This window comes from Pseudoalteromonas sp. SG43-3 (assembly GCF_014164385.1).
Taxonomy (GTDB): domain Bacteria; phylum Pseudomonadota; class Gammaproteobacteria; order Enterobacterales; family Alteromonadaceae; genus Pseudoalteromonas; species Pseudoalteromonas distincta.
In genome coordinates this window covers 59572-84803 of record NZ_JACJFC010000008.1, presented here as the reverse complement: position 1 = coordinate 84803, position 25232 = coordinate 59572, and the positions used below count along the sequence as shown (strand labels likewise).

The window sequence follows — 25232 nt, the reverse complement described above, 5'->3', positions numbered from 1 at the left end:
CCAAAGCTACTTCAAAATGCGAGTCTAGGGTGTGTTGATCTTTGTGGATTGAAATTTGTTCAATCTAGGGGCGATTTAATCACGGCGCGAGATTTGTAACCTAGTGGGCTAAGTAAAAATCGAGCAACAAAGAGTTAATCGCCCCTAGGATGAACCCGCAGGGCAGCGCATGTTTGGCATTAATGCTGCGTTATCGCCTATTTATGGCGAATAACCACACTACATAGGCGCTGCCTTGCCTAAAGACCAAACATACAGCTGCAAAATTAATCACGAAAGGTCAACACACACTAGCTACTAGATTTAAGCTGGGCTAATGAGTGGGTAAATACAACGATGCTTGATAAGCTATGAAATAGGAGTTTTACAATATAATTCAATAAGTTTATAAATTTGTTTTATTTTCAAACACAAATTTTAGGCACAAAAAAAGGAGCTAAAAAGCTCCCATTTCTATAATCTAGTTCTTAACGACGTAGGCCAAGTTCTTTGATTAGTGCAGTATAACTAGTGATATCTTTACCTTTAAGGTAATCAAGTAGTTTACGGCGAGTGCTTACTTTACGAAGCAGACCACGACGTGAGTGGAAGTCATGCTTGTGATCAGCAAAGTGACCTTGAAGCTTGTTGATATCATAAGTAAGTAATGCTACTTGTACTTCTGATGAACCTGTATCGCCTTCTGCACGTGCAAATTTAGCAATGATATCGATTTTTTCTTGATTGCTTAGTGACATAGTAACTCCAAAAATTAAATTTAAAAGGTGTCTTAGCCGATCACTAATTCAGCCAAAACGATTAAGCCGGCGTATTCTACCAACTGTGGGAATAACTACAAGTTAATTATTCCCATCTACAACTAATAAGCCACTGCTGGGCACACTAATTGCTTATTCAGGCTTTACGTAATCATCTTGCTGGCTAGCAAGACCACGTTTAACCTTTAAATGGCCACTTGAGTTGCGCTCGCCAGTACCAATAAACACACCATCCGCAACAACTTTAATTGCCCCCTCAGGTAAAGCTTCAGGTAACTCGACTGCTTGCCCATGACTAAATACTTTGCCCTGCTCTTTCGAAATTTCAATAACAGGTAAATCAGTTAAAGCAGTGTCTATAGGTAATAACAACGAGTCTAAATAAGTAGAAGGCGCAAGCTCTTCTGCTTTCGCTTTAGCAAGCAACGCTTCAATTTCATCAAGCGAAACCATTTTATCTGCCGGATACTGACCAACAGCAGTTCTGTGAAGCATTATAACGTGTGCGCCACACCCTAGGTTTTCGCCCAAATCATCAACGATTGTACGAATATACGTCCCTTTTGATACATGAGCCGTCATTTGTAATACGTTGTTTTGTTCATCAAATTCGTCAAACGATAAGCTAAACACATTTATTTTTCTGCATTTACGAGGGACTTCAATACCCTCTCGTGCGTACTTATATAATGGTCTACCTTGATACTTAAGTGCTGAGTACATTGATGGATATTGATCTGACTCACCAACAAAAGCTGCAATTTCTTTTGTTAACTGCTCACGCGTTACGTTCACATCTTTAGTACTAACAATTTCGCCATCAGAATCTGATGTTGTTGTACGCTCACCCAGTTTTGCTCGAACGATATAGGTTTTATCTGTATCGAGTAAAAACTGCGTAAACTTAGTCGCTTCACCAAAACAAATTGGTAGCATACCTGTAGCAAGTGGATCTAAAGCACCAGTGTGTCCTGCTTTTTGTGCAAAATAAACACCTTTCGCTTGCTGCAGAGCTTTATTTGATGAAATGCCTTGCGGTTTGTTTAACAACAAAATACCGTCAACTGCACGGCCTTTACTGCGCTTTGCCATCTGTATCAGTGCCTTCTTCGCTATCTGTATCTTCTACGTGCTTAGTACTTTGTTCACTATCTGAAGTATCAGCATCAACACTTTCTACATCTTCATCGACATGCTTTGCGTTATCTTCGCGGATAATAGAATCCACTAAATTAGAAATACGCATACCTTCCATTAAAGAGTTATCAACTACAAACTTTAACTCAGGCATTATACGTGCACGAATACGCTTACCAAGTAACGAGCGAATATAACCCGTTGCTTCATTAAGTACTTTTGCGCTTTGCTTTGCTGCATCTTCGTCTTGTGTGTTAAACACAGTGATGAAGATTTTGGCATAAGATAAATCACGCGATACTTCTACCGCTGACACTGTCACCATACCTAAGCGTGGATCTTTAATTTCGCGTTGTAAAATTACAGCAATTTCTTTTTGGATTTGCTGTGCAACACGATCAGTGCGAGAAAATTCTCTCATTGCATTTGTCCTAAAATCATAACTTATTGAAATTTAATAATAAGCTAATTAAATAATGGATACACAAATGGGGGCTAAGCCCCCATTTATTAGTTTAGCGAGCTAACAATTAAAGAGTACGTTGTACTTCAACTGTTTCAAATACTTCGATTTGGTCACCAACACGTACGTCATTGTAGTTCTTAACGCCGATACCACATTCCATGCCGTTACGAACATCAGCAACATCGTCTTTAAAGCGACGAAGTGACTCAAGTTCACCTTCATAGATAACCACGTTTTCACGTAGTACACGGATTGGAGCGCTACGTTTAATAACACCTTCAGTAACCATACAACCAGCGATTGCGCCAATTTTTGGAGACTTGAATACGTCACGAACTTGAGCAAGACCGATGATTTCTTGTTTAAACTCAGGTGCTAGCATGCCTGACATGGCTTGCTTAACTTCTTCGATTAAGGCATAAATTACGCTGTAATAACGAAGGTCTAAGTTTTCAGTATCAATCACTTTACGAGCAGAAGCATCAGCACGAACGTTAAAGCCAACTACAATTGCGTTAGACGCTGCAGCTAGTGTCGCATCAGTCTCAGTAATACCACCAACACCAGAGCCTACAATCTTCACTTTTACTTCATCAGTAGAAAGTTTAGTTAGTGAATCAGAGATTGCTTCTATAGAACCTTGAACGTCTGCTTTAAGTACCACGTTAACTTCAGAAACATCACCTTCAGTCATGTTAGTAAACATGTTTTCAAGCTTAGCTTTTTGCTGACGTGCTAGTTTAACATCGCGGAACTTACCTTGACGGTATAAAGCAACTTCACGCGCTTTACGCTCATCTTTAACTACAGTTGCTTCGTCACCCGCAGCTGGAATACCAGAAAGACCTAAAATCTCTACTGGAATCGATGGACCTGCCGACTTGATATCTTTACCGTTTTCATCGCGCATTGCACGAACACGGCCATACTCAAGACCACATAATACAATGTCACCTTGGTTAAGCGTACCAGATTGAACAAGTACTGATGCAACTGGACCACGGCCTTTATCAAGACGAGATTCAATTACAACACCTGCAGCCATACCTTCGGTAGGGGCTGAAAGCTCTAAAAGCTCAGATTGCATAAGTACGGCTTCAAGAAGGTCATCAATACCTAGACCAGTTTTAGCTGAGATATGAACGTACTGCGTATCGCCGCCCCATTCTTCAGGGATAACGTCTAGCTGAGCTAGTTCGTTTTTAACGCGATCTGGATCTGCGCCTTCTTTATCCATTTTGTTTACAGCAATGATTAAAGGAACGCCAGCTGCACGTGCGTGCTGTACCGCTTCTTTAGTTTGTGGCATAACACCATCATCTGCTGCAACCACTAAGATTACGATATCTGTCGCTTTAGCACCACGAGCACGCATTGATGTAAATGCAGCATGTCCTGGAGTATCTAAGAAGGTAATCATATTGCCGTTTACATCAACATGGTATGCACCAATATGCTGTGTAATACCACCGGCTTCGCCAGAAGCAACCTTCGCAGAACGAATGTAATCTAGAGTCGATGTTTTACCATGGTCAACGTGACCCATTACAGTTACTACTGGAGCACGAGGCTCTGACTTACCATCTTCATGGCGGTCGTTAAGTACTGTTTGCTCTAATTCGTTTTCTTTAACAATGATAACCTTGTGACCCATTTCTTCTGCAACTAGTTGTGCAGCTTCTTGGTCGATCACTTGGTTAATAGTAACCATGTCACCCATTTTCATCATTGTTTTAACAACTTCAGCGCCTTTAACAGCCATGCGTGATGCAAGCTCAGCTACTGTAATTGTTTCGCTAATACGCACTTCATTTTTAACATCAACAGTTGGTTTTTGGAAACCATGCTGCAGCGATGCTGGTGCTTTTAATTTAGACTTGTTACGGCCTCTTGACGCTGCAAATTTATCTTTTGCTGGCGCTTTTTTCTTTTTCTTAGCACGGCGAGTGCCTTGCTCATCACGAGCATCGGCAACATCTTCTGCTTCACGTGCATAAGTTGAAGTCGTAAGATGGTGATCCGCTGTTTCTTCGCGTTTCTTACGTTCTTCTTCTTCTTTCTTCCAGCGTGCTGAATTCTCTTCAGCTAGCTTTCTTGCCTCTTCTGCTTGACGTTTCGCTTCTTCTTCAGCTTTCTTCAATGCGGCCTCTTCTGCTTCTTTTTGCAGACGCTCAGCTTCTATGCGATCTTTCTCAGACTTAGCACTTTGCTCTGGGGTCATCTGCTTTTGTTTCGCTTTACGCTCTGCATCAGCTTTGCGTTTAGCTTCTTCTTTGGCTTTACGGTCAGCTTCTTCTTTCGCTTTACGTTCTGCCTCTTGTTTCGCTTTTAATTCTGCGGCTTCTTGTTCAGCTTTTTGTTGCTGTTCAAGACGGGCTTTTTCTTCAGCGGCTAAGCGTGCTTGCTCTTGTTCTTGTTCCATTGCGCTTTTCTTCACGTAGGTACGTGTTTTGCGAACTTCAACTTGAACATCTTTAGCTTTACCCGTAGAACCAGTCACACTTAATGTGCTTTTGCTCTTACGTTGTAAAGTCATACGCGCTGGGCCATCTGAACCTGTACCACCATGATGCTTGCTTAAATGATCAAGTAACGTTGCTTTTTCAGCTTCTGTTACGTTATCAGTTGCTTGCTTAGTGATACCTGCTTGTGAAAACTGCTGTAGCAATTTATCAACAGTTGTACCTATATCGCCGGCTAGTTTTTCAACATTTACTTCTGCCATAGTGTGTAATACCTCCGTTAATAAATTACTCGTCTGCAAACCAACAAATGTTTCGTGCAGCCATAATCAGTTCACCCGCTTTTTCAGATGAAAGTTCTGTGATATCAACTAATTCGTCAATACCTTGCTCTGCCAAGTCTTCAAGTGTAACAACACCTTTGCTTGCCATAACAAATGCTAAGTGACGCTCTAAGCCTTCAAGCGCAAGTAAGTCTTCAGCAGGCTCTGCGCCATCTAAGCTTTCTTCCGTTTTAAGTGCTTTAGTTGTCAATGCATCTTTTGCGCGTGAACGCAATAAATCTACAGTATCTTCATCAAGACCATCAATTTCTAAAAATTCAGACGCAGGTACATACGCCACTTCTTCAAGTGTCGAGAAACCTTCGTTAATAAGTAATGATGCAAACTCATCATCTATATCTAAATTTTCAGTGAATAAGTTAAGTAACTTATCAGATTCAGCTTCATTTTTAGTACGCATGTCTTCAACAGTCATTACGTTCAGTTCCCAGCCAGTTAATTGGCTTGCTAAACGAACATTCTGACCATTACGACCAATTGCTTGTGCTAGGTTATCGGCTTCTACAGCGATATCCATTGAGTGAGTGTCTTCATCCATTACGATTGAAGCAACTTCTGCTGGCGCCATTGCATTGATAACAAATTGTGCTGGGTTGTCATCGTAAAGTACGATATCAACACGCTCACCACCAAGCTCAGACGATACAGCTTGAACTCGTGCGCCACGCATACCAACACATGCACCAATTGGATCAATGCGTTTGTCGTTAGATTTAACAGCAATTTTAGCGCGTGAACCTGGATCACGTGCAGCTGCACGTAACTCAATCATCTCTTCGCCAATTTCTGGCACCTCAATGCGGAATAATTCCATTAGCATTTCAGGTTTAGAGCGCGTTACAAATAATTGTGCACCGCGTGCTTCAGGTTTAACTTCATATAAAAGACCACGGATTCGATCACCCGGGCGGAAGTTTTCACGTGGCAACATGTCATCACGGTAAATTACCGCTTCTGCGTTGTTACCTAAATCAAGTACGATTGCATCGCGAGTTGCTTTTTTAACAACACCCGTTACCAGCTCGCCTTCTTGATCTTTGTATGCTTCAACAACTAAAGCGCGCTCAGCTTCACGTACTTTTTGTACGATAACTTGCTTAGCCATTTGTGTTGTAATACGGTCAAATTTGATTGAGTCAATTTGCTCTTCAACATAATCACCCATTTGCAAATCAGGTTCTTCAACCTGTGCTGCTTCTAGAGTGATTTCGCTGTATGGGTTCTCTAAAGAACCATCTTCTAATACAGCGGCAATTTGCCAGCGACGGAACGTATCGTAATCACCGGTTTTACGGTCAATTGCTACACGTACTTCAATTTCGCCATCGTGTTTTTTCTTTGTCGCTGTCGCTAGAGCGAACTCTAGAGCTTCAAAAATCTTTTCTTTTGGAACCGCTTTCTCATTGGAAACGGCTTCAGCAACCAATAATATCTCTTTTGCCATGGGTAATGCCTCGCTTGCCCTATTCCTTCGCACTCGAATTTAAAACTTCGCGATTAAATTCGCACGTTCGATGTTACTAAGCATGATCAGATGCTCTGCACCATCGCTAGATAGTGTGATCATATCGCTGCTAACTGCTACTAAGTCGCCTTTAAAATTACGACGACCATCCTGTGGAAGTTTAGTACGCACGCGTACTTCCTCTCCTTGCGCCTGCTCGTAGTGATCTTGTTTGAATAATAGACGATCAACACCAGGAGACGATACTTCCAAATCATATTCATTTGTAATTGGGTCTTCGACGTCTAAAATCGCACTAATTTGGCGACTGGCATCCGCACAGTTATCAACTGAGATCCCATCCTCATGAGCAATATATACTCTTAAGGTAGAATGGCGACCCGCTTGTACAAATTCAAGACCATGCAACTCAAAGCCTAACATTTCTACCGCAGGCGTTAACATGGTTACTAAATCTTGTTCAAGTTTTGTCACGAAAATCCTCCATACAAACAAAAAAAGGGCTTATAGCCCTAAAATACTGAGTTTAAATTTTAATTTGATAGCAATTGCCACAAATCGTAAGGTGCAGATACAACAACGCCCCGAACCAAGCGGGGCGTCACACCAATAAAGCATAAAACTGTATGGCCGAGGGCCAAGCTTGGTTGCGAGTCAGTAAACTGACCTAATTAAACTACATAGCCTAAAACGCAAAACGCGCATTACTTAGAATGCGCGATATAAATTAGTAAGGTAATACCTACTAGTAGAATTGGTTGCGGGAGCCGGATTTGAACCGACGACCTTCGGGTTATGAGCCCGACGAGCTACCAGACTGCTCCATCCCGCGCCAATAGATATCAAACTTTAAATTTAATATCGCTGTTAGCTGTTATACAACACGCTAAACAATGGCCGCTATTATAAGGATGTACAGGATAATTAGCAACTATAATACGCAATTAGTTTATAAAATTTGCAATTCGTAAAGATGCTAATTTAATGTATATGTAAGTAACATAAGTAATCAGCCAACTTTATAAAATGCCCATACTTGAGTCATAAAATGTAGTAGCTTATTATTTCAGGATAAAAATCAGATAAACTGAAGTTTAATAACTCTTAAAATACGTTTTAAAGGCTCACTAATTACCAGAAAGTAAATAGATATAACAAAAAGCCATACTTTCACACTAAAAAACGTGCAGAATTTGAACTGCCCGCTATAATCAACATTATTCCTACTTGATAATAATAGTTATTACTCACTGCAACGAGATAAAAATGAATCAACAACAATCAGCATTATTAAATAACTTAACAATTATTAAGCCTAACTTTCATGCGTTTACGGCTAAATTTCATAGTAAATTAGCCCAATCTAGTATTGAGATGAATTACCCGACGGCCTTACAGTTTAACGAAAAGAGCTTTACCCTCTTTTGCGTATTAGAACGAATTGTTAAGCATTTAGATAAACCAGCATCGGTAGCTCCTTTTTTAGCTCACCATTTAATGTATCTAAAAAAAAGCGGCGCTTCACACAGTGACATTGCCCTTTTATCTAACGCTTTTTACGAAACCCTTGAAGAGCACCTTGGTAAACATTTTACTACTGAGAGTCAGCTCGCTTGGAAAAAAGCGCTTAGGTACTTTGAAAGCTTTGCAAGCAATGTTCTTTTCAACGTTACCAATGTGGTTTCGTTACAACAAAGAATGCAGCAAAAGCAAAGTAATAAAATTTAGATATTCAATTGGGGGGGGAGACTTAATTTACTTAATCTCCCCTTAATCAGGAACGCCTTGATATGCGGTTAAACTTTTTTGCCCTATTGCTAACAGCACAATGTATTGCGTTATTTACCGCCTCTATTCGTTTTACTAATCTATTATTAAACTCAAGAAACAGCAAACTATTGTCGTTATGCACTTAATTACTCCTATTTGCTTGTTGTAAAATATTAAAACGATCGTTTAATTAACTATGCCCGTATAAAAAAATTTGGCTTTACTATGACCCATCATAAAACACTTAGATTAATACTAGGCGATCAGCTAAACCCATCTCATTCATGGTATAAACAAAAAGACGACGACACGCTTTATCTCATCGCAGAATTAAAACAAGAAACCGACTACGTTAAGCATCACATTCAAAAACTGTGTGCTTTTTTTAATGCTATGGAAAACTTTGCAACTGCATTAAAAACGGCAGGTTTTAATGTTTTGCATTTGACACTTGACGATACCTCTGACGACAAAGACTTAATTGAATTACTTAAGCGAATTGCCGATAAATACCAATGCGAAACTATTGAATATCAATATCCTGATGAGTTTAGGCTTAAGTCTCAATTAGCTAAGTTTAAAAGTGATGGCTCATTTGATGTAATTGCCACAGATACTGAACATTTTTTATTACCGTTCACCGATATAAAAACACGCTTTACAAAAAACAAGCATGTGACAATGGAGCACTTCTATCGTGCTATGCGTAAGCAGTTTAATATATTAGTTGATGATACTAAGCCAACCGGTGGCAAATGGAATTTTGACAGTAATAATCGTAATAAATTTTCCAAAGCTGACTTAGCGTGTATACCAAAACCTAAGCTATTCAATAATAATGTCAAGAGCATCATTTCTCGCTTAAATAAGCACAAGATCGTTTACTTTGGCGAAATAGCCGATCAGAGACTAGAGTGGCCAACAACGCGTAAACAAGCTATTGAATCTCTAGAATACTTTTGCGAGCATTTACTTAGTTGCTTTGGTCACTTTCAAGATGCGATGACAGATCAAAGTAAAAATAATACCAGCTTGTACCATAGCCGATTATCGTTTGCCCTAAACGCAAAAATACTCCACCCGTTATATGTAATCAAACGTGTAATAAGAGAATACGAACAAAGACCAAGTGAAATATCCCTCTCGCAAGTAGAGGGCTTTACTAGGCAAATATTAGGTTGGAGAGAATATGTACGTGCCATTTATTGGATTAACATGCCCGACTACGCTGTTAAAAATCAATTACAAGCCAAAAATAAACTGCCATCTTATTTTTGGAACAGCTCAACAAAAATGAATTGCCTAAGCCACTCATTAAAACAAAGCCTTGAAACCGCTTATGCCCACCATATTCAACGCCTAATGGTTATTGGAAACTTTTGCATGCTTACAGGAATAAACCCTGATGACGTAGATAACTGGTACCTAGGTGTTTATATCGATGCCATAGAGTGGGTAGAGATGCCCAACACCCGAGGAATGAGCCAGTTTGCCGATGATGGAATAATTGCGACTAAACCTTATGCTGCAAGCGGTAACTACATTAATAAGATGAGCGATTACTGCAAAAGCTGTCAGTACGATGTTAAACAAAAAGTAGGTGATAAAGCTTGCCCGCTAAATAGCCTGTACTGGCATTTCATGAATAAACACAGAGACAGACTAGAAAAGAACCCACGTATTGGTATGGTATATAAAAACTGGGATAAACAAGAAAAAACACTCCAAGAACAAACGCTGCAACAAGCAACCTACTACCTTAATAATTTAGAAGCGCTGTAAACAAAAAAGCCGCCTCGAATGAGGCGGCTAAGTAATCAGGGAAATATGTACTTTAGAAGATTATTTACCTTCTATTAGATTGCTATTACCAATTTCAATTTTGCGTGGTTTTAGCGCTTCAGGGATTTCACGTTCTAAGTCAATACTTAGTAAGCCATTGGCTAAATCTGCGCCGAGTACTTTTACGTGATCTCCTAACTGGAATTTACGTTCAAAGTTACGCTCAGCAATACCTTGATGAATAAATTTACGCTCTGCGTTTTCATCTTTATTTGCTTTAGTACCTGTAACTTTTAATGTGTTATTTTCTGACTCAATGGTTAATTCGTTATCGCTAAAACCGGCAACGGCCATAGTGATTCTGTATTTGTCTTTATCGAGTGCTTCTATGTTGTAAGGAGGAAAACTTGGCTGCTTATCTGTATTAGCTGCCGCATCCATAAGTGATGCTAAATGTTCAAAGCCGATAAATGAACGATAAAGTGGTGATAAGTCTACTGTACGCATAATAATATCCTCATATTTAAGCGATATTTTGCATGTGCTCTTCTATTGAACAAGCTCAAGCAAAGTTTAATTAATAATATAAATTTCAATTATTTAAGTTTAATTTAGGACCCATCAGGCGTCCTACCAAACTATATATGGACGGTAAAATTGTTTTCAAGAGATTAATTTTAAAAAAATTAAAAATAAATAAAAAAAGGCACTAAAAAGTGCCTTTTGAAACCATGAAAATGAATGTTATTTAATAAATGTGCCTCGGATTGGATAGTCGTTTTCTCTAGAAAACTTAATCCCACCTAGCAGTTGCTCTAAATCAGGACGAACAAATGGGCTGTTTGATATATCGACCATTTGAAGCTGATTTTTTTCATTAAGTACAAAAATGCCTGGCTCAGCAAATGGATGATCAGTTTCTGCATCACTGCGAGGCTCGCTGATATGTAGCCCTAAATCGGTCATTTGTTCGATTGTTAAACCATAGTAAATTGGGAAGTTAACATCTATTTTTTCAAGATGTTTATCAAGCTGCTCATGGCTATCACCACTTACCGCAACCACTTCAACACCAGCATCTTTAAAGTCTTTATGAACTTTAGCAAGCTCGTTAAGTTGCGCAGTACATTTAGGGCAGTGCTGGCCTCGATAAACAACAATCATTTTCCAGGGAGAGTCACTTACTCTATCAACTAAATCTACCTTGTTCTCATCAACATCACTCACGACTAGTGATGGCATAATATCCGCAGGTTTTAAACTAGTGTTACTCATTGCGATCTCCTTTTACTGTGTCAGATTAAAAATTAATTTGCTCTTACCCATAGAGCTTAGGGTAACTTTTATTAATTCGACCTGAAAAGTGTAATTAAAAATCGATTATAACTTTAAGACCATCCCTTTATTTTTCTATAAATGGTAGATGCACTAACCCCTAGATAAGCAGCAGCAAGAGGAATATTGTCTTCACAGCTTTTAATTGCATTTTCAATCGCCCTTTTTTCAACTTGCCACAAAGGTTCTATATCATGAACAGACATAGGCGATAGTTGAACACTCTGCTCGTTTGTATTGTGAACTGACTTAGCGGATATCGAGTGCTTCACAGCGCCTAATCCAAATGAGCTTGGTAGCATGTCTTTTTCAATTACATCGCCATCATTAATAACAACGGTGTTTTCAATTACATTTTGTAGTTCGCGAATATTTCCTGGCCAATCGTAATTACAAAAAAGCGCCTTAACTTCATCAGAAAAACCAGTGAAATGCTTTGCATTACTATCGCTTTTTTGTTTCAAAATATACTCAGCAAGCAGTAATATATCGCCTCCGCGTTCTCTTAAAGGGGGGAGCTTTACGGGGATAACATTTAAACGGTAATATAAATCTTCTCTAAAACGCCCCTCTGCAACCTCTATGATTGGGTTTCTGTTTGTTGCACAGACTAAACGAACATCGCTGTGTAATACTTCACTACTACCCACCTTACTAAAAATGCCTGTCTGTAAAAAGCGTAATAACTTTGCTTGTAAGTTAAGTTCCATTTCACATAATTCATCTAAAAATAAGGTACCGCCGTTGGCCACTTCAACAGCCCCTTTTCGATCGCTTAATGCCCCACTAAACGCACCTTTAACATGACCAAAAAATTCTGATTCAAATAGCTCAGCAGGAATAGCTGCACAGTTTATGGCAATAAATGGTCCTGTATTTCTCGGGCTTGTATCATGAAGGGTTTGTGCGCAAACTTCTTTACCGGTTCCACTTTCACCTGTGATAAATACACACGCTTTGCTTCTAGCTGCACTATCAAGTAATCTAAAAACGGTTTTCATTGCCAGAGATTCACCAACAAAATCTTGATTTTTATCCCTGTTTTTAACCAATGGTTGAACTTTAACTTGCTCTTTTGGCGTCAAGGCACTTTCTACTGAACTAATGAGTCGTTGACTTGTGAAAGGTTTTTCTAAAAAATCAAAACCGCCTAAACGCATTGCTTCCACTGCAATATCAATAGAGCTGTTTGAAGTGATCATGACTACATTAGCAGGATTTTTCTGCTTATTTACAAATTGTAATACCTCAAGCCCACTTATATCTGGCAAGCATACGTCTTGTACTATGACCGCTGGCATTTTTTCTTTAATACCGACTAAAGCAGAGTACCCATCTGTAAAGTGTTTGCATTGGAAACCAGCCTGCTCAAGCTGACTTGCATATAAAGCACCACTGGCAATGCTATCTTCAACAATATAAACAAGACCTTTATCAATTATATCTGACACAGCTTTCTCCTAGATAGCTATACTATTACTCATTATTTGATACGCATCTCGGGTTTTATCCAAGTTGTGTTTAATAACAAGCGCTGCGTGCAAGTTTTCTTGTGTAGTTGACGGTGGCGAATCGTGTAATTGTGTTGCTAACGCGGCTAAAGCAGATGCACCATATAAAGCTGCTGAATTTTTTAAGACATGCATTACTTCTTTAATTTTTATAGTATCTTCACTACTAATTGCCGTATCTAATTGGTTAGCCATAGTAACTAATTCATCAATAAATAATTTAATTAAACGAGCTAACACGGTTGTCCCAACATCCTTTTCGAGTTGAGTTAATACATTTAGCTCGGTAATACTTTTATCGACAAACTGCTCTGATATGGGCATAGATAACCTTTGTGTAAGTTAAAACTTCTTACACTAATCAAATGTAAGAGTTGTAGTTTAAGAGTAATTTGTTTTTTGCATTTTGCAAATCAAAATGAATATAAACATTTACAAAGTCCAAGTATCAATACTTTTAGTTAACGTTTGCGGCTTATCTAGCAGGTACCCCTGAGCTATATCGCAACCAAGTTGTTCTAATATTTGTAATTGCTCATTCTCTTCAATACCCTCTGCTACCGTTTGTAAACCCAATCGTTGAGCCATCGCAATAATTGCGCTACATAACGTAAAGTCTTCATTATTAGTTGCAATACCACTTACAAAACTGCGATCAATTTTTAAACCATCAATATCAAATTGACGAAGTAAACCTAAAGAGGCATACCCAGTGCCAAAATCATCAATCCACACCTTTACGCCTTCTTTATGGAAGTTTTCAAACGCCTTAGCTATTTTATCAGGACTATGAATGAGCGCTGTTTCCGTTAATTCGACTTTAATAGCCTGTGGTGGTATTTGGTGCTTTTCTAGCAAAGACATTACTTTTGAAAACACATCACCATCTAAGATTTGTAACGGTGAAATATTTAATGAAACAGCAATATCTGTCATACCAAACTGCCGCATATGCTTTAAATCAGACAAGCATTGCTCAAAAATCCAGTCACCTAATTCTAAAATCATTCCCGATTGCTCTACATGAGGGATAAACTCATCAGGGCCAACAATGCCAAAGCGCGGTGATTGGCACCTTACTAGCGACTCAAAGCCGACCAGCTTTCCAGATCCCAATGATACAAGCGGTTGATAAACCATTTTAAAATAATTATTTTGCATTGAATCAGACATGATCCTCTCTAACTCATGCCATCTTGCTAGATTGACTGGTTTTTCCGATTCTAGGTATTTAAACGCACTCATGATTTTGCCCCGGTTTCACTCTTAGTGACTTATTATATTAAAGAGCAATTTACAGGCCATTTTAAATACAAAAAACAGAAATAAAAACCAATATATTCAGGTAGTTAAATTAGAAGATTAAATGGATTTACTTCTCCCATTTCATTCGCATTTTGCAATTCAGTTTGCAATGCAGCTAAATTGGCAAGTGAGCGCTTAATCGAGCTTATAAAACACAGATAAGCCAGTTAATAGATACTGACCAAAGCTAATATTAGCAATTGTATATGAGAAAAGAGAAAGTTTTGATAAAACCCTGTTTAGGTTAAGCACCATCTAAATTTAAGAGAATATAAATAATTTTATGGGGAGGGATTAAAAAGTTAAATTGGTGGTAGGAACATAAAAAAACGCAGGCAACTATAAATAGTTACCTGCGCAAAAGTCTCTAGTTTGGAAGAGTGTCGTTATTTTCGTTTTTAGAAGAAGTTACATGTTGTGCATAGTTGGTATTTTGCGAGTCAAACGTATTACTCATCAACTGAGCGTTTTCAACATCAGCTTGTGTAAAAGTAATTGGCTGAATATCTGCCAGCGGTTCAATCGAATCGCTACCTCGTAAAACTGTTATACCTATTACTAAAGTGGCAACAAGCAAAATTGACAAAACCATAATTTCAGGTGTTAGTACCCAATTGTTACCTTTAGGCTGTTGTTTGGCTTTTGTGTTTGTTTGCATATTGCACCCCTTAAAAATTTAACTAAATTCGTCTTGATTTGATATTTAATATATTGCGAAAGTCGTGCCAACCAGATAACAACTTTACAAAAAAGTAAAAACCTTACAAAATCAAGTCGTTAAAATAAATTAAAGGTATGATTGAGTATTTAAATAAAGTTCATAACATTTTATTTTTATTTTGAATTGCAATTTGCGAATCAAATTAAAAAAACACACACTAAAAACACTCATTAATTACTAAAAAATAAATTTAACTTACCCCTAAAATACTAGGTTGATTTCTCCGTTTATCAAGTTTTATGCAACACAAACCCACTTTTTATATTGTCTGTTGATCTTTGCGGATTAAAATTCGTTCAAACTACAGGCGGTTTAATCCCGGCGCGAGGTTTATAACCCAGCGGGCTCTGTAACAGCTCCTGCGTTACCCTACTAACTTAAATCGATGTAAGAATAAGTAAAACCGAGCAAAGCTTCTGCGTCCTGCTCACGCCCCTTAACTACATCCATGTTGGCAACAAAGAGTAAATAGCCTCTAGGAAGATCCCTTTGGGCAGCGCCTGTTTGGCATTAATGCTACGTTATCGCCCATTTATGGAAAATAACCACACTGCATAGGCTCAACTTTGCCTAAATACCAAACACACTGCTACAAACTTAACCCTAAACGTTTAACAAACCCTAGCCTTCATTGCTCAACTCAGCTTTTCCCACACTTGCGCTAAACGAGAGAGCTTTAAATGTTTAGATTCAATAACCTGCTCTGGGGCATATTTATCAAGTAATAAATAAAGTGTATCACTTACAATTGGCTTAGCTAAATAGTCATTCATCCCCGCGTCTATAAATCGCTCTTTATCACCATGAATCGCATTTGCAGTGAGTGCTATTATGGGGGTGGTTATACCTAACTTTCTGATTGCTTTAGTTGCAGAAATCCCATCGAGTATTGGCATTTGGATATCCATAAAAATAATATCAATTTCATCGTTTTGCGCCTTTATTATTGCCTCTTGACCATCACTAACAATATGTACATGGCAACCTTTTTGTTCTAAAAACTGCCGAATTACAATTTGATTATTCGTATTATCTTCAGCAACTAATACCTTGGTTCCGCTTAACTGAGTTAACCCTAAGGGGCTTTCTAAAGTTTCTTTTTGCTCACGATTGGTAAATATAATATCCAAATGAAACAACTGCTCTTCTAATAAACTAATTGCCCGTAGTACATGGGATACTTTATAAGGGCCATTTAACCTAAGCTCTCTGTCGTTAATATTTTGCGGTAATAAGCTTTTACCTAGCAAATCTAGGATGAGTAAACACGGTGAATTAAGGGAGTTGTATGTATTTATACGCTCGCGTGTTTGGGCTAACATTTGAGGATCAGTTAGTACAATTGCATCAGGAAAACTATCGTACTTGGGTATATCTGGGCATACTTCGTAGTGTTCAAAAGTGATAGAAAACCGAGTGAGCGTATGCTCCAAGGCTGTTTTTAGAATTTCGTGACTTCCTACTATCCATACTTTTGGCTTTTTACTTCGTGCTGCAAACCCTTCTCTTAAAATTGAGTCAGTTGTGTCTATTTGCAGCGGGTAATTAACTATAAACTCGCTTCCTTTATTAAACTCAGAACTAACCGAAATATCTCCACCTACCACATCACAAATTTGCCTACATATCGCAAGCCCTAAGCCACTGCCACCATGCTTTCGAGTAATTGAATTATCGGATTGAATAAAAGGCATAAACATACTGTCAATTTTATTTTTTGCAATTCCCATACCCGTGTCTTTTACAGATATATAAAGGTTTAAATTATTACCTTCAATATGAGTGCACTTAACAGTAACCGTTATTACACCATGTTGAGTGAACTTAATCGCATTGGCTAATAAATTTATGACTATTTGTCTTATACGGGCATGATCACCAATTACTTGAGCTGGTACATCAGGATAAAAATCAAAAATAACCTCAAGCCCTTTTTGTAAAGCGCTTTGGGAAATTATATCTATTGCTTCTTCAATACACGTATCAATACTAAATGGCTGATTATTGAGTGTTATGGCGTGTGCTTCAAAACGTGAGTACGTTAATACATCGTCCAATACACTTAATAGCGCGTCAGAACTTGTTTTAATCATTTGTGTATAGCGCATTTGTTCAGAAGTTAAACCGGTATGATGCAAAATATCTGCAGATCCAATCACAGCATTTAATGGCGTGCGAATTTCATGACTAATATTTGCCATGAATCGGCTTTTTGACTCCGCTAGGGTTTCTGCCTGATGTTTAGCTTCAAGTAATATTTGCTCGCTTTCAATACGCTCTTGTATATCCACAAGTGTCGCAGCAATTGATGATAAATCACTTTCGTAGCCACCAACAATTGGAGTAAGTGTAATTTCGACCCAGTTATTTATACCTTGTGCATTAATTAAACGTATATCAAAGCGACGTATATCACGCTTACCTTGTTTATAATCAAGTAAAGTGCTACTAATTTTTTCTACATCTTCTTTTGCTATAAACTTAATTATAGGTAAGCCAAGGCTCTCATCTACCTTGCTGTGTAGAACTCGCTGCCATGCTTGATTTATAAATAATAGATTGCCAAATGTATCAAGGCGTAAAACAATATCAGGGATATTATCAACGACAGAGTGATAATTATATTCTATCTCTGCCATTGCTTGTTCGGCTTTAACTCGCTGCGTAATAATAGTTTCTATAGCGATAAAGTGCTTTACTTGGCCTTCATCATCTCGCACTGGGTTTGCATCAATAGCAACCCAATAAATATTACCGTTTTTATCGTAATTTGTAGTTTCAACTTGAAAAGGAAGTCCATTTTTTACGGCATGAGACATGACCTTACGGCTTTTTTCACATGTTTTTGGCCCTTGCAGTAAATGACCAGGACTGGTGCCTATAACCTCATCACAGGTGTAACCTGTAAGTACTTCAAAACTATTGTTAACCCACTCAATTACGCCAAATTTATCTGTAATTATCACTAAGTTATTTGTATGGCTCGCAACAAGCGATAAGCGTTTTACATATTTTTGCTGTTGTGTAAGCAAAAGTTGTGAGTCTTTATGACGTTGAATGTCATAGAGTGAACCTATAAAACCGCTTTTTTCATCATAAACTAGCCTCAACTCAAACCAGTTTAAGAGTCCGTGACTATTTTTTATTTGTATTTCTACACTAGGAGTCTGCTTTCCTTCAAGCAAACAACAACTGTATGCAACAAAATGCATAATATCATCGCAATTCATTAACTTAGTAATATTAGAACCAATTAATGAATCGCTTGAGTAACCTAGTTTCTTCTCCCATGCTTCGTTAATATAGGTAAGATTTAAATGTTTATCACACTCAAAAATACATTCATCTAAAATAGCTAATAGCTTTGCTTGACGTCGATTACTATTGGAGAGCTTTTCGACCAATGCATATTGGATTTGCACTTGTAGTTCATCGTTGTTATCCATGCTCTCTCCAATGCTTAATAAAAGTTTTACTATCACAAACTCGCGCATAAAGAGGAAAAACCTCTTCACAGTAAAAAGTTTGTTCAAAAGGAGTGCGACTCGATGTACAGTCACTTAAAATAGTGACGTTAAAACCAAGTTCAACAGCCGTTCGCGCAGTTGAGTCAATACAAATAGAAGTCACCGTGCCGGCTAAAATTACATTAGTGACACCATGTTCTTTGAGCTTTTGCGCTAGAGCAGTATGTGTAAAAGCATTTAAACCTCTTTTCCCAGGCACCACTTCTATAACATTGCTAAAAAAATCTAGCTGCTCAATGGTTTGAGCGCCGTACGAACCTGCTTTAAATGCGCCCACATCAGCAATAGCTTTTAATATGCCAATCGGATTTTTAAGCTCACTGTAGTTTTGTGTAAAATGAATGGGTGTATTAACAACTAACGCAAATTGCTCTGCACAGGCGGCCAATAAAGAGAGTGTATTTTCTACCACGCCAGTAATTCTTGACGACTCTTCAACCACGTCATACAAAATACCTTTTGGTGAAAAGTAATCATTTTGAAAACCAATCAAAATAAGCGCTGTTTTAGAAAAGTCATGCATAATTGCCACCTTATTAACCAATTTAAGACGCTAATTGCCAAGGTTTAATAAACTTTTCGAGCACTGCTTTGGTCACTGGTTTTTGTAAATAGTGCGTAATACCTTTTTCAAATAACTCAGCTATCTGCTCATCCCCTGTTAGCCCCGTTAAAATAACTTTGGGTGTATCATTATTAGGGGTATTTTGACGCACCAATTGCTGTGCTACGTCACTGCCAAACATTCCTGGCATGCGCTCATCTAAGAGCAGTAAATCAAATGGTTCATTTTGAGCAAGCGTTAAAGCACTAGCGCCATTTTCTGCACATGTTACTAAGCAGCCCAGCATTTCGAGCATCACTTTTGTTGCAATTTGGCTTGGTAAGCTATCATCCGCCACTAATACAGATAAACGTGTTTGCGTATGAAATGTTGTTAAAATGGTAATGAGGTCAGTATCAAAAAATGGCCAACCTAGTATTTTTCTAGATAGTTTATTCTCTTGGCTCAGCTCACTGATATCGCTAATAGTGCATAACTTTATGTGTCTATTTATGCTGTCACCATTTAGTTTATAAGTTAGCGCGTCACCACTAAGGTGACGTAAATCCTCAATCTGTACCGTTTCCTTAAAAGTGCTATTGAATAATTTAAAATTTAAGCCAAAGCGCTCATGGGTATTATCCGATGTTATTAAACAACTTTTAAATAACGCCTCACAATCAGTTAGAACGTCTATATTTTGGCTAATATCAAGTGCCAAACTAACAGACTCTTTTGTTGCTAAAAGCCCATGAAAATCCAGCGTGCTTACTTGCTCAGAATCATCAATCTGGTAATGAAGGCTAACCCCTTGTATATTTGCTTCTAGGTTAAGTAAAAAGCTCTGCTTTACAGATGCTAGCGCTGGAATCAGAAATTCCTCGCATTGCGCAATCATTTGCTCAAGAGGGATTTGCAAACAAACGTAGTTACATTGCAACTTGTTAATTAAAGTAACTGAAAAATTTCGATTTTGGGTTTTACAATATTTACCGATTACCCCTTGGATAATTTCTAAAACGTGACTATTAATATTCATAAAGTATTCTCGTTAACCCAATGTATAGCTCTTAATCATCAAGTTATGTGCCACAAATTAGTTCTTGTAAACACACTTGCATTCATATACTTAAGTATTAGACAGACAGCGCTTTAGTTTCTCATTCGCATTTTGCAAATCATATTGATATGCAATATATGATTTATAGTTTTTATTAGAATGGTGTAATCGATTTTTTTTGCTTTAAATAATTTTTCAATCATTTAAACTGATTTTAATCAAATTGAGGAGAAAGCTATGTTAACTGTAATTTTTGGCCGTGAAGGTTGCCCATATTGTGTTCGTGCAAAAGATGTTGCGGAGCAACTATCAAATGAACGTGATGACTTTAAATTTCGCTACATCGATATAATTAAAGAAGGCATTAGTAAAGCCGACCTTGAAAAGTCAGCTGGTAAACCTTGCCCTACCGTTCCACAAATTTTTGTGGATCAAAATCACATCGGTGGATTTACAGAATTTGAAGCTTACGCAAAAGAAAACCTAGGCTTGTACAAATAAGCGTTGTATTAAATATGTTAACCAGTTTAATAAACCCCAAATCAAACTGGTTAAATTTCGACCAACATCAAACACATAGAAATTAGTTTCAATTTATACAAGCATTTGCCTCGCGAATCCTATATAATGCGCGCCTCTTTAAATTCGTTGAGGCGTATTAATGTCAGAACCAGTCACGTTTGAATCTCTAAATCTTTCTCCTGCAATTTTGAAGGCAGTTGAAGAGTTGGGTTACAAGACACCATCTGAAATCCAAGCTCAATGTATACCGTTATTGCTAGAAAGAAAGGACGTACTGGGACTAGCTCAAACGGGTACAGGTAAAACCGCAGCATTTGCACTGCCATTACTAAATAATATTGACCCGTCTGTGAAACAGCCACAGATCCTTGTACTCACACCAACACGTGAGCTTGCGATCCAAGTTGCTGAGGCATTCGAACAATATGCTAAACATGTTCGTGGTATTGAAGTATTGGCACTCTATGGTGGCCAAAGCTACAGTATCCAATTAAGCGCACTTCGTCGTGGCGCTCAGGTTATTGTTGCAACTCCAGGTCGTTTAATCGATCACATTAACCGCGGCACTATCAAGTTTGATGCTCTACAAGCACTTGTACTTGATGAAGCCGATGAAATGTTACGTATGGGCTTTATCGATGATGTAGAAAGCATCATGGAAAAAACACCGCGCGAAAAGCAAACATGTCTTTTCTCTGCGACTATGCCTAAGCAAATTCAAAACATCAGCAGCAAGTATATGAATAACCCTGAACAGGTTCATATTTCTGCGCGTAACTCTACAGTATCATCTGTTGAGCAAGTGTTTTGGAATGCAAGCGTACATAAAAATAAAGCAATTGTTCGCTTCTTAGAAGCTGAGCAATATGAAGGTGCTATTGTTTTCGTACGTACGCGTAACGATACAGTACAACTTGCTGAGTTATTAGAGCGCGAAGGTTTCTCTGCGGCTCCACTTAACGGTGACATGAACCAGCAAGCACGTGAACGCACTGTAGATCGCTTAAAAAGTGGCATGCTAAACATTGTTATTGCAACAGATGTAGCGGCACGTGGTCTTGATGTTGACCGTTTAAGCTTAGTTATCAACTACGATATCCCACAAGATTCTGAAGCCTACGTTCACCGTATCGGCCGTACAGGTCGTGCTGGTCGTACTGGTAAAGCAATCTTATTCGTAAAACATAACGAACGTTATTTACTTAAAAATATCATTCGTCATACGAAGTCTGAAATTGCTCAAGTTGAATTACCTACAGCAAAAATTGTTGAAGAAAAACGTATCGAAGCGTTACAAGCAAAATTAACTATTGCGCTTGAAAACAAAGACATCACGTTCTTCAATGAAGTAGCTACTAACATGGCTGAAAAACTTGATCTTCCTCTTGAAAGCTTAGCGGGTGCGTTACTGTGTTTAGCACAGCAACAATCGCCAATTAAAGTTGAAGAAGTTAAGATTCAACCTCGTGAACGTAACGAGCGTAACGACCGCAATTCACGCAACGATCGTGGTGACCGTGGACGTCGTAACGAACGTGGCGGCGAACGTGGTAGTGAACGCGCTGAGCGTAAACCTCGCGAACGTAACAGCCGTGATGCAGGTCCTATGGATACGTACCGTATCGAAGTAGGTCGTGAACATGGTGTTCAGGTTAAAAATATTGTTGGCGCTATCGCTAACGAAGCTGACATCTCAAGCAAGTTTATTGGTGATATTCGTCTACACGACAATCACAGCACGGTTCAATTACCGCAAAACATGCCTAAAGATGTACTTGATCACTTCCAAAAAGTGTTTATTTGTAAACGCCCTATGGGCTTAACAATTACAACTGATCAAGGTCCTGCTGAACCACGTGGCGAACGCTCTGAGCGTCCAGCTGGTGATAAGAAACGCAGCTTTAATAAAGATGACGGCGCACGCGGTGATAAGCGCAGCGGTCCTCGCAAAGAACGTCGCCCTGTAAGCTTCACAGCTAAATAAGCAACGACTCTTTAATAAAAAAACCTTGCCACGAAAGTGACAAGGTTTTTTTGTTTTTAAGCTGCTGCTACAGTGAAAACAAAGTAAACTTTCGCGTCAATTCAATAGCGGCTTGAGATAGTTTTTTTAGCCTGAGTTCGGGTTGCTTAATGCCTATAAATACATTTCTCTGATTTTTAAAATAACAAAAATTCTGTAAACTAGACAAAGGCTATAGTTCACGGACGAATTAAAAATTGAAAAAGATTTACGACAACTTGCTCTTTGTAGCAATAATACTCCCCATTTTATTATGCATCACTATACCTATTTTAATGGACTTTACAGATCCACCATTCATCTCAAATGAACTATACGACGCTGTTTTCTTTATAACCCTCCCTATTATCTGTTGTGCACTATTTATCTATTTAAATATACTTATATTCAATAAATATAAACGCTGCAGTAAATATAGAGAATCACTTAAATACAATTTCTCAGATACTAAAATAAAATTAGCATCCATTTTCATGTACCCATTATCCCCTTTATTAATCTTTGGAATACTCTATGTTTTTATCTCTGATCCTATTAAATTATGGGCTTACTACACACAAGGCGACTATTGGTATAAAGAATACATCCTGACCGATGTACAAGAGTGTGGCACTGAGTATGAAGATAGCTGTACTCGTTTATACTTCAAAGACCCTAAAACGAATAAGATTCATGATTTTAGGTGGTATGACGATAAGTCTACAATAATGAACAACAAAAATGATTATGTGTATATTGTTGGAGAGGCCAGCTTATTTGGCTATATAGTGAGAGATTTAGAAAGATAACTTAGACTTACTTTTACATTACAGGACTTTTATTTAAAACCTCACTCAAGTGAGTGAGGTTCATAAAGGTTTAGGTTAAGGCAATGCTGGATAAATGTAGCTTGCATCTAAACCTAAAGGAATACCAAGTGCCCAATAACCTAATAAAAAGATACTCCAGCCAATCATAAAGGCAATTGAGTACGGCAGCATAATAGCAATTAAAGTGCCTATACCGGTGCCTTTGACATACTTTTGACAGTACACCACCACTAATGGGAAGTATGGCATTAACGGTGTAATAATATTAGAGCTTGAGTCACCTACACGATAAGCGGCTTGAGTTAAGTCTGGCGAAATGCCAAGTTGCATTAACATCGGTACAAAAATGGGGCCAAGTAACGCCCATTTTGCTGAACTTGAACCTACAAACAAGTTAACAAAGCCAGTTAAAAAGATAATGCCTACAACCGTTACTGCACTTGGCAATTCCATCGCCTTTAATAACTGCGCACCTTCAATTGCGAGCAGTGCACCTAAATTTGATTTACTAAATGCAGCAATAAATAGCGAACAGAAAAACGCCATGACGATATAATATGCCATGCCGCTCATCGCTTTACTCATAGCATCAATCATATCTTTTGAAGTATTAAAGGTACCTACCGTAAAACCATATACAGTGCCTGGGATCCAAAAAAGTAAAAATATTAGTGGTACAATTGATTGCATTAAAGGAGAGCTAAAATTAGTAAGGGATCCGTCACTACTGCGCATTGCAGAATCGTCTGGAGCAGAGACAAATGCTAATAACGCAAGTCCAGCAATCATCACGGTACTGGCTATATAAAAGGCACGTTTTTCATCACTACGTGCATCTTCAAATACAGGTAAATCCTCTTTAGCACCATCAACTGCTGTTTTTTGTAAACGTGGTTCAATAATTTTATCGGTAATGTACCAGCCTAATGCCACAATAAATAAGCTAGATGCTGAAGCAAATGCCCAGTTATTTAACGGGTTAATTGTTATTGCAGGATTAATTATTTGCGCCGCACTTTGGGTAAAGCTTTGTAGCAATGGGTCGATACCCGATGGAATAAAGTTAGCCCCAAAACCACCACTGACTCCTGCAAATGCAGCTGCAATACCCGCAAGCGGATGGCGTCCTGCTGCATAAAATATAACACCGGCAAGTGGAATAACTAATACATAACCTGCGTCAGTAGCGGTATGGCTCACAATGGCCACTAAAATGATTGAAGGCGTTAATAGCTTTTTAGGAGTAACTTTAAGCATTAACTTAAGGCCGGTATTAATAAATCCCGAATGCTCTGCAACACCGACACCTAACATAGCTACTAAAACGACACCTAAGGGAGCAAAGCCAGTAAAGGTTTTTACCATAGAGGATAAAAAAGTAGCGAGCGAATCACTTGCCAGCATATTATTAATAATAATCGCTTCACCGGTACGTGGGTCTATTGCATCAAAGCTCACGCCTGAAAACCACCACGACAAAAACCAAATTAATAACATTGCAAATAGAAATATTACGGCTGGATCTGGGAGCTTATTTCCTACTCGCTCAACAAAATTTAAAAAACGCGCTACAACCCCTGAAGGTAAAGCGTCTTGATTATTATCCATTTTTATTGTTCCTAAAATTTATTTTAGTAACAATATCGCATAAAAACAAAACAGTAAATTAACATGGGAATGTGCTTTAAAAG

General features: G+C 38.3%; 21 protein-coding genes and 1 tRNA gene. 5 read left to right on the top strand and 17 right to left on the bottom strand.

Annotated elements, in window-relative coordinates:
• Positions 1-467 precede the first annotated feature (467 nt).
• The 7 genes from rpsO to H5157_RS09215 all read right to left on the bottom strand — a co-directional run bounded on the left by rpsO (position 468) and on the right by H5157_RS09215 (position 7464).
• Entirely contained in the window at positions 468-737 is a 270-nt protein-coding gene (rpsO, locus tag H5157_RS09245; protein ID WP_002958490.1) for a 30S ribosomal protein S15, read from the bottom strand.
• A gap of 153 nt (positions 738-890) precedes the next feature.
• Positions 891-1850, bottom strand: a complete 960-nt coding sequence (gene truB / locus H5157_RS09240) for a tRNA pseudouridine(55) synthase TruB (protein ID WP_002958489.1) — start codon at positions 1848-1850, stop codon at positions 891-893.
• Positions 1834-2316 carry a 30S ribosome-binding factor RbfA gene (gene rbfA / locus H5157_RS09235; RefSeq protein ID WP_182671312.1) on the bottom strand — a complete coding sequence of 161 codons (483 nt, stop codon included), beginning with the start codon at positions 2314-2316 and terminating at the stop codon, positions 1834-1836. Before rbfA ends, truB begins: the two co-directional genes overlap by 17 nt.
• A 109-nt stretch (positions 2317-2425) precedes the next feature.
• A complete protein-coding gene (gene infB / locus H5157_RS09230; RefSeq protein ID WP_002958484.1) occupies positions 2426-5086 on the bottom strand; it encodes a translation initiation factor IF-2 in 2661 nt (886 codons plus the stop codon).
• Positions 5087-5111: 25 nt separating this feature from the next.
• Positions 5112-6611, bottom strand: coding sequence for a transcription termination factor NusA (gene nusA, locus H5157_RS09225; protein WP_182671311.1), 1500 nt, complete (start codon positions 6609-6611; stop codon positions 5112-5114).
• Positions 6612-6650: 39 nt separating this feature from the next.
• Complete coding sequence (gene rimP / locus H5157_RS09220) at positions 6651-7106, bottom strand: ribosome maturation factor RimP (RefSeq protein ID WP_002958482.1); 456 nt, start codon at positions 7104-7106, stop codon at positions 6651-6653.
• A 281-nt stretch (positions 7107-7387) separates the two neighbouring features.
• A tRNA-Met gene (locus H5157_RS09215) sits at positions 7388-7464 on the bottom strand.
• 434 nt (positions 7465-7898) lie between these two features.
• Here H5157_RS09215 and H5157_RS09210 point away from each other — a divergent pair.
• Entirely contained in the window at positions 7899-8360 is a 462-nt protein-coding gene (locus H5157_RS09210) for a globin domain-containing protein (RefSeq protein ID WP_002958480.1), read from the top strand.
• Between the two features lie 267 nt (positions 8361-8627).
• Positions 8628-10184 (top strand): cryptochrome/photolyase family protein, encoded by a 1557-nt coding sequence (locus H5157_RS09205; RefSeq protein WP_182724575.1) that lies wholly within the window; start codon positions 8628-8630, stop codon positions 10182-10184.
• A gap of 60 nt (positions 10185-10244) precedes the next feature.
• Here the strand turns inward: H5157_RS09205 and H5157_RS09200 are convergent, their stop codons facing one another.
• From H5157_RS09200 to H5157_RS09160, 9 genes are all read right to left on the bottom strand, one after another.
• Positions 10245-10691, bottom strand: a complete 447-nt coding sequence (locus H5157_RS09200; protein WP_024595972.1) for an Hsp20 family protein — start codon at positions 10689-10691, stop codon at positions 10245-10247.
• A 237-nt stretch (positions 10692-10928) separates the two neighbouring features.
• Complete coding sequence (locus H5157_RS09195; protein ID WP_182671309.1) at positions 10929-11459, bottom strand: peroxiredoxin-like family protein; 531 nt, start codon at positions 11457-11459, stop codon at positions 10929-10931.
• 113 nt (positions 11460-11572) lie between these two features.
• Entirely contained in the window at positions 11573-12970 is a 1398-nt protein-coding gene (locus H5157_RS09190) for a sigma-54 dependent transcriptional regulator (protein WP_082007326.1), read from the bottom strand.
• 9 nt (positions 12971-12979) lie between these two features.
• Positions 12980-13354 carry an Hpt domain-containing protein gene (locus H5157_RS09185; RefSeq protein ID WP_039489282.1) on the bottom strand — a complete coding sequence of 125 codons (375 nt, stop codon included), beginning with the start codon at positions 13352-13354 and terminating at the stop codon, positions 12980-12982.
• A gap of 108 nt (positions 13355-13462) precedes the next feature.
• Complete coding sequence (locus H5157_RS09180) at positions 13463-14203, bottom strand: bifunctional diguanylate cyclase/phosphodiesterase (protein ID WP_182671381.1); 741 nt, start codon at positions 14201-14203, stop codon at positions 13463-13465.
• A 499-nt stretch (positions 14204-14702) separates the two neighbouring features.
• Entirely contained in the window at positions 14703-14993 is a 291-nt protein-coding gene (locus tag H5157_RS09175) for a hypothetical protein (protein ID WP_182671308.1), read from the bottom strand.
• Between the two features lie 698 nt (positions 14994-15691).
• Complete coding sequence (locus H5157_RS09170) at positions 15692-18502, bottom strand: PAS domain-containing hybrid sensor histidine kinase/response regulator (protein ID WP_182724574.1); 2811 nt, start codon at positions 18500-18502, stop codon at positions 15692-15694.
• The gene (locus tag H5157_RS09165) at positions 18495-19106 is read right to left on the bottom strand and encodes an isochorismatase family cysteine hydrolase (RefSeq protein WP_182682043.1); all 612 of its coding nucleotides are present in this window, start codon (positions 19104-19106) and stop codon (positions 18495-18497) included. Before H5157_RS09165 ends, H5157_RS09170 begins: the two co-directional genes overlap by 8 nt.
• A 22-nt stretch (positions 19107-19128) precedes the next feature.
• On the bottom strand, positions 19129-20166 hold the full coding sequence (locus H5157_RS09160) for a response regulator (protein ID WP_259399354.1): 1038 nt from the start codon (positions 20164-20166) through the stop codon (positions 19129-19131).
• 258 nt (positions 20167-20424) lie between these two features.
• Between H5157_RS09160 and H5157_RS09155 the strand changes: the two genes are divergently transcribed.
• From H5157_RS09155 to H5157_RS20915, 3 genes are all read left to right on the top strand, one after another.
• Positions 20425-20688, top strand: coding sequence for a GrxA family glutaredoxin (locus H5157_RS09155; protein ID WP_024595981.1), 264 nt, complete (start codon positions 20425-20427; stop codon positions 20686-20688).
• Between the two features lie 160 nt (positions 20689-20848).
• Complete coding sequence (locus H5157_RS09150) at positions 20849-22693, top strand: DEAD/DEAH box helicase (RefSeq protein ID WP_182724573.1); 1845 nt, start codon at positions 20849-20851, stop codon at positions 22691-22693.
• A gap of 512 nt (positions 22694-23205) precedes the next feature.
• Positions 23206-23520 (top strand): hypothetical protein, encoded by a 315-nt coding sequence (locus tag H5157_RS20915; protein WP_240915864.1) that lies wholly within the window; start codon positions 23206-23208, stop codon positions 23518-23520.
• A gap of 75 nt (positions 23521-23595) precedes the next feature.
• Here the strand turns inward: H5157_RS20915 and H5157_RS09145 are convergent, their stop codons facing one another.
• The gene (locus tag H5157_RS09145) at positions 23596-25149 is read right to left on the bottom strand and encodes an AbgT family transporter (RefSeq protein WP_182721233.1); all 1554 of its coding nucleotides are present in this window, start codon (positions 25147-25149) and stop codon (positions 23596-23598) included.
• Between the last annotated feature and the right edge of the window lie 83 nt (positions 25150-25232).